Annotated in this window: 5 protein-coding genes and 1 pseudogene; all 6 read left to right on the top strand. The window is 59.3% G+C overall.

What is annotated here, in order from left to right:
- Positions 1-128, top strand: a pseudogene (locus DQ230_RS16625) (IS481 family transposase); the annotation flags it as partial.
- Between the two features lie 27 nt (positions 129-155).
- Positions 156-716 (top strand): dTDP-4-dehydrorhamnose 3,5-epimerase, encoded by a 561-nt coding sequence (gene rfbC / locus DQ230_RS16620; protein WP_113913677.1) that lies wholly within the window; start codon positions 156-158, stop codon positions 714-716.
- Positions 713-1,765 carry a dTDP-glucose 4,6-dehydratase gene (rfbB, locus tag DQ230_RS16615; RefSeq protein WP_113913676.1) on the top strand — a complete coding sequence of 351 codons (1,053 nt, stop codon included), beginning with the start codon at positions 713-715 and terminating at the stop codon, positions 1,763-1,765. The genes rfbC and rfbB overlap by 4 nt, the downstream gene beginning before the upstream one ends.
- On the top strand, positions 1,762-2,604 hold the full coding sequence (gene rfbD, locus DQ230_RS16610) for a dTDP-4-dehydrorhamnose reductase (RefSeq protein ID WP_113913675.1): 843 nt from the start codon (positions 1,762-1,764) through the stop codon (positions 2,602-2,604). The genes rfbB and rfbD overlap by 4 nt, the downstream gene beginning before the upstream one ends.
- Positions 2,601-3,473, top strand: coding sequence for a glucose-1-phosphate thymidylyltransferase RfbA (gene rfbA / locus DQ230_RS16605; RefSeq protein WP_113913674.1), 873 nt, complete (start codon positions 2,601-2,603; stop codon positions 3,471-3,473). Before rfbD ends, rfbA begins: the two co-directional genes overlap by 4 nt.
- A 306-nt stretch (positions 3,474-3,779) precedes the next feature.
- On the top strand, positions 3,780-4,102 hold a 323-nt coding region (locus DQ230_RS16600; protein ID WP_203228120.1), incomplete at its 3' end, for a transposase.

The raw sequence follows: 4,102 nt of genomic DNA, 5'->3' as shown, positions 1-4,102 counted from the left end.
ATTTCGCGCGCAGGCTCAAGACACTCAACGGTCTCACGCCCTACGAATACATCTGCAAAATCTGGACTTCAGAGCCAGATCGATTCATCGTTAATCCGATCCACCAGATGCCGGGACTGAACACCTAGCACAGGAACTCGTTTAAGGAAATCTTGATGCGAATAGAAGAAACCACCCTGCCCGGCGTGCTGATCCTGACACCACGGCGGTTCGGCGATGCGCGCGGTTTCTTTGGTGAAACATGGAATCGGCACCGCATGGCTGAGGCTGGGCTTGGTATCGACTTTGTGCAGGACAATCATTCGGTATCGCAGCGCGCAGGCACAGTGCGGGGCCTGCATTTTCAGGCGCCACCCCATGCGCAGACAAAACTGGTGCGCTGCGGGCGCGGCCGCCTTTTTGATGTGGCCGTCGATATCCGCCGGGGCAGTCCCACTTATGGCTCATGGGTCGGGGTCGATCTCAGCTATGAAAACGGGCGGCAGTTGCTGGTGCCGGCGGGGTTTTCCCATGGCTTTGTCACCCGTGAGGATGACACCGAAATCGTCTATAAATGCTCTGACTTTTACCACGCAGCCTCTGAAGGCGCAGTCAGATGGGACAGCTGCGGCATCGACTGGGGGCTTGATGGCGCGCCGATCCTGTCAGACAAGGACGCAGTCGCCCAGCCTCTGAGCGATCTTCGCAGCCCCTTCACGTTAGAGGATGCCTTATGAAGCTGCTTGTCACCGGCGGCGCCGGCTTTATCGGCTCTGCCGTGGTGCGCCTTGCTGTCAGGCGCGGGCATGCTGTCATCAACCTCGATGCGCTCACCTATGCCGCCTGCCTTGCCAATGTCGCCTCGGTGGAAAGCAGTCCGAATTACTGCTTCGAGCACGCCGATATCCGCGACCGCGATGCGCTGGACCGCGTGTTTGCCGCCCACGCGCCGGATGCAGTGCTGCATCTGGCCGCCGAATCCCATGTCGATCGCTCCATCGACGGGCCGGGCACCTTTATCGACATCAATATCACCGGCACCTATACCCTGCTGGAGGTCGCACGCAGCTATTGGACCGCAGAGGGCCGCCCCGATCATTTCCGCTTTCACCATGTCTCGACCGACGAGGTGTTCGGTAGTCTGCCCGCAGATCCCGCAATGAAATTCACCGAAGACACTGCCTATGACCCGCGCAGCCCCTATTCCGCGTCCAAGGCCGCATCGGATCATCTAGTGCGCGCCTGGGCCGTGACTTACGGTTTGCCGGTCCTGCTGACCAATTGCTCAAACAATTATGGCCCCTATCATTTCCCCGAAAAACTGATCCCGGTGGTGATCGTGAACGCATTGGCAGGCAAGCCTCTGCCGATCTACGGAAACGGCTCTAACGTGCGTGATTGGCTCTATGTCGAGGATCACGCAGATGCTCTGTTGACGGTGCTGACAAAGGGGCGCGTCGGGCGCAGCTATGCCATCGGCGGTGAAAACGAGCGCAGCAATCTTGAGCTGGTTCAGACCCTTTGCACCATTCTCGACGATCTGGCACCGCGCGCCGATCATACCCCCTATTCCAGCCTGATCACCTTCGTGACCGACCGGCCCGGCCATGATGCCCGCTATGCAATCGACCCCTCGCGCATCCAGGCCGAACTGGGATGGCGCCCGTCCGTCACGGTCGAAGAGGGCCTCAGACTGACGGTGCAATGGTATCTTGATAACGAAGACTGGTGGCGCGCACTCCAGCAACGCGCCGGTGTCGGGACACGTCTGGGGGCGCCGGAATGACGGTCCTGGTCTTTGGACGCACCGGGCAGGTTGCCTGCGAATTGCAGCGCCTTGGCGATGTGACGGCATTGGGACGCGATGCTGCCGATCTGTCCGATCCTGCCGCCTGCGCGGCTGCGATCTATGCCGTGCGCCCCCGCTGCGTGATCAACGCCGCCGCCTATACCGCCGTTGACCGCGCAGAAGACGAAGATGATCTGGCCCATGTCATCAACGCAGACGCCCCCGGCGCGATGGCCCGCGCCTGCGCCGATCTGGATATCCCGTTCCTGCACATCTCGACCGATTATGTCTTTGACGGCTCCGGTACCGATCCTTGGGCCGTGGATGCGCCCACCGCCCCGCTCGGCGCCTATGGCCGCACCAAACTGGCCGGCGAAAAAGCGGTGCGCGCTACAGGTGCGAATGCTGTAATTCTGCGCACCTCCTGGGTTTTTTCCACGCATGGCACAAATTTCGTTAAGACGATGCTGCGCCTGTCCAGGACGCGCAATGATTTTAATATCGTAAACGATCAGATCGGCGGCCCCACCCCCGCCGCCGCCCTTGCGCACGCTATGTTAACCATGTCGCAAGCCATGTGCGCCGGCAAGCAGGGCCGCACCTATCACTTCGCCGGGACGCCTTTTGTCAGTTGGGAAAGTTTCGCGCGCGAAACATTTGCCCTCGCCGACCGCGCCGTTACCGTTACCGGCATCCCAAGCTCTGGTTACCCCACACCTGCCAGACGCCCACTGAACTCCAGACTCGACTGCACTGAAATCGTGTCTGATTTCGGCATCCATCCTCCAGACTGGCGCCACGGCCTGCGCGCTACAATCAAGGACCTGAACATATGACTAAACGCAAAGGTATCATCATGGCGGGTGGCTCGGGAACGCGGCTTTATCCTATTACCATCGGCATCTCAAAACAGCTTCTCCCAATCTATGATAAGCCGCTGATCTACTACCCGCTCAGCGTCCTGATGTTGGCTGGAGTTCGCGAAATTGCTGTCATCACCACCCCTTTGGATCAGGCTCAGTTTCAGCGCACATTAGGCGATGGGGGCCAATGGGGCCTGTCCCTCAGCTACATTGCGCAGCCATCCCCCGATGGGTTAGCGCAGGCCTATATTCTGGCAGAGAGTTTTCTGGACGGTGCCCCCAGCGCGATGGTGCTGGGAGATAATATTTTCTTTGGTCACGGCCTGCCCGAGCATCTGGAAGTCGCGGACAGGATTGACACAGGCGCTACGGTGTTCGGGTACCGCGTTGCCGATCCCGAGCGGTATGGCGTTGTCGATTTCAGCCCGGACGGAACGGTACGAGCCATCGTTGAAAAGCCAGACGTAGCGCCATCACCTTATGCGGTGACAGGCCTTTACTTCCTGGATGGAACTGCCCCGGAGCGGGCCAAATCCGTCACACCCTCAAAGCGGGGGGAATTGGAAATCACTGCCCTGTTGGAAATGTATCTGGCGGATGGCCTTCTGAAGGTACAGCAGATGGGACGGGGCTATGCTTGGTTGGATACGGGCACACATGCATCGCTGCTGGATGCCGGGAATTTTGTACGCACATTGAGTGAGCGGCAAGGATTACAGGTCGGCAGCCCTGATGAAATTGCCTTTGGCAAAGGCTGGATTGATGCGGGATATCTGCGGGCACGGGCCGAAGGCTTTGCCAAGAACAGTTACGGGCAATATCTGCTGGGTCTTCTGAAATAGGAAATGTTTCGCGCGCGAAACATTTAGCTCGGATAATTCACGACGCCGGTGTCATTGGCGGGAAGCCCCTGTTTTGCGCGAGCGTTCGATGACGAGCGCGAGCGCAATCGGCGTCCGGGCTTTCACGGCGGACGGCGGTGTCATCTGGGGCTTTCGGTTTGCTGTTTCAGGGTGAGCGGGGCGTGATGTCTGCGTCATCTCGGGTGTAGCGGAGAAACGCGCGAAAGTTGGTGATGCCTTGAGGGGCGGCATATCAAGGCGGTTTCGAGTCGCCGTCAATTCTCTGCTGAGAAAAGGATATGCCACATGTCAGAGACTACCATCACCCAACTGCCCGATCCATCAGGTTTTAGACCCGACGCGTTTACTGACGTCCTCCGCGATGGAGCGCGCAAACTGATCGAACAGGCGATCTACGCGGAACTGGACGCGCTCATGAACGCCTTTTCCGGAGAAAGACTCGAAGATGGGCGCGCGCGCCTGGTCCGTCATGGTCACTTGCCCAAGCGCGAAGTGATGACCGGCATCGGACCGGTGCCGGTAAAAGTGCCGCGTGTGCGGGATCGGGGCGCGGGCGAAGACAAGATCATTTTCACGCCCAGCATCCTGCCGCGGTATCTGCGCAAGGC

The sequence above is a fragment of the Roseovarius dicentrarchi genome (assembly GCF_003316635.1).
Lineage (GTDB): Bacteria > Pseudomonadota > Alphaproteobacteria > Rhodobacterales > Rhodobacteraceae > Roseovarius > Roseovarius dicentrarchi.
This window is presented reverse-complemented; position numbering and strand designations above follow the sequence as displayed.

Coding starts and splice junctions, on each gene's coding strand:
- rfbC (WP_113913677.1), top strand. CDS start 156: ATGCGAATAGAAGAAACCACCCTGCCCGGCGTGCTGATCCTGACACCA.
- rfbB (WP_113913676.1), top strand. CDS start 713: ATGAAGCTGCTTGTCACCGGCGGCGCCGGCTTTATCGGCTCTGCCGTG.
- rfbD (WP_113913675.1), top strand. CDS start 1,762: ATGACGGTCCTGGTCTTTGGACGCACCGGGCAGGTTGCCTGCGAATTG.
- rfbA (WP_113913674.1), top strand. CDS start 2,601: ATGACTAAACGCAAAGGTATCATCATGGCGGGTGGCTCGGGAACGCGG.